At 49.4% G+C, this 1,583-nt stretch carries 3 protein-coding genes; all 3 read left to right on the forward strand.

Annotation, left to right across the window (positions count from 1 at the left end; all coding sequences use genetic code 11):
• Nucleotides 1-771 (forward strand): hypothetical protein (locus O4H49_RS20470; RefSeq protein ID WP_269425287.1); only part of this gene is annotated, 771 nt, incomplete at its 5' end.
• 230 nt (nt 772-1,001) lie between these two features.
• Nucleotides 1,002-1,322 carry a hypothetical protein gene (locus O4H49_RS20475; RefSeq protein WP_269425288.1) on the forward strand — a complete coding sequence of 107 codons (321 nt, stop codon included), beginning with the start codon at nt 1,002-1,004 and terminating at the stop codon, nt 1,320-1,322.
• A gap of 14 nt (nt 1,323-1,336) precedes the next feature.
• On the forward strand, nt 1,337-1,583 hold a 247-nt coding region (locus O4H49_RS20480), incomplete at its 3' end, for a hypothetical protein (protein ID WP_269425289.1).

The following is a 1,583-nucleotide window of genomic DNA, read 5'->3' on the forward strand; positions in this document are numbered from 1 at the left end:
ATGGCAGCAGAAGATTTTGCGAGCCAAGTACCTACAAATTCAGAACAAGATCCAGATAGTTCGGGCGGTGTGAACGTTACGATACATCCTACACAACAGCAACTTGTTGGCGGTTCAATCCTCAATGGACTCGTTAAAGCCAAATCTTATATTGATACCTTGCCAACCGAAGAGGTTGGTGCTGCCATGCTTGCATTGCAGATCGCAATGGGACCTGTGAAGGGAACTGCGACATTAGCGGCTAATTTGGCTCTTGATGCTGTTGCTGGAGATAAGATCGAAGAACTGAAACAGGAAATATCGCTTTCTACAATATCTGCTTTAATTGGTTATGATAGAAACCTGCTAGAAGGTGATTTGATTGCGGGGCGCTACAACACGCAAACAAAAGTTGAAGCAACTGAATTCCTTATCTTTACCGTACTTGCAGGGACGATTAACCTCAAAGGTGGTGGAAAAAATACGGGAGTCGGTTCTCGGTTTGCGGATCAAGCCAAATTAGACGATCATTTCAACAGGCATGGTGCTGATTTTGGAACGATAACAAAAATTGAGTATCAACAAGCTGCAGACAACTTCCTCACGGGACCAAAAAATTCTACGACGCTGGAATTAACTCGTACTAACGGGGATGTTGTACGTTTCGACCCCGCGACAGATGCGTTTGGGGTTATTTCATCAAATGGGGCAATAAGGACTTATTACAAGCCAGACCCTCAAGTACATGGTTACCCAACTAATTTGGATTATTTCAATGCACAGCTACGATAAAGAAAAGGGGTGTCCAGTTTGTGGGTACCCAAAGTATGAAGCATTTGACGAGACTGGCTTGACAACTTTCGAAATTTGTCCGTGCTGCACAAATCAATCGGGATACGATTACAACGAGAATTCAGATGAGGGCCGCTACCTAAGCCTAAGAAAGGTTTGGGTGATAGACCAGCAGGGGCAATGGCTGGGTAGTTGCACGGAACCTGTGGGCTGGAGTTTCGCGCAGCAACTTGAAGACGCAGGTTTACCTTTCTGACCCCCCTCCAGAAGGCTATACCAGTTGGCCGGAATGGGACGATGATGAAGTCTGTAGCGTACTGGCAGAAGAAGTTGCGGATGTTGGCGGTGATTTAACCCTTGCTTCGGTTCGGGATACCAGCCGGATTGATGGCAACAGTAAGGGCGGTTCCCTCGGCCTGAGCACTGGTCTGGAGGGGAGTGGGGATACAAGCAGGGATCCCCCGCTGCGGGCGGAACTGCCGTCAATGGTTCCCTCTCCTACGGCAAAGAAAAGGGTCGCAAGGCGTGGGTCGAGGAACAGTCTGCCCTGATCGCCAAAGGCAACGTGGATGTCACCGTCGGTGGTCACACCCAGCTTGACGGGGCGGTCATTGCTTCGACCGAAGGTGACGTGACACTGGATACCGAGACCTTCGACTACAGGGATATTCAGGATCACGACAATTACAAGAACGTTAATGGTTCGATTTCCGGCTCTGTCGGTATTGGCGGAGGTGATAGTGCAGACAGTGCCTCCCCGGATCTGCTGGACCGCATCGCCGCCCTGCCCACCATTGAAGGTTCTTACGAAA

The organism is Kiloniella laminariae, from assembly GCF_027214005.1.
GTDB lineage: Bacteria > Pseudomonadota > Alphaproteobacteria > Kiloniellales > Kiloniellaceae > Kiloniella > Kiloniella laminariae_A.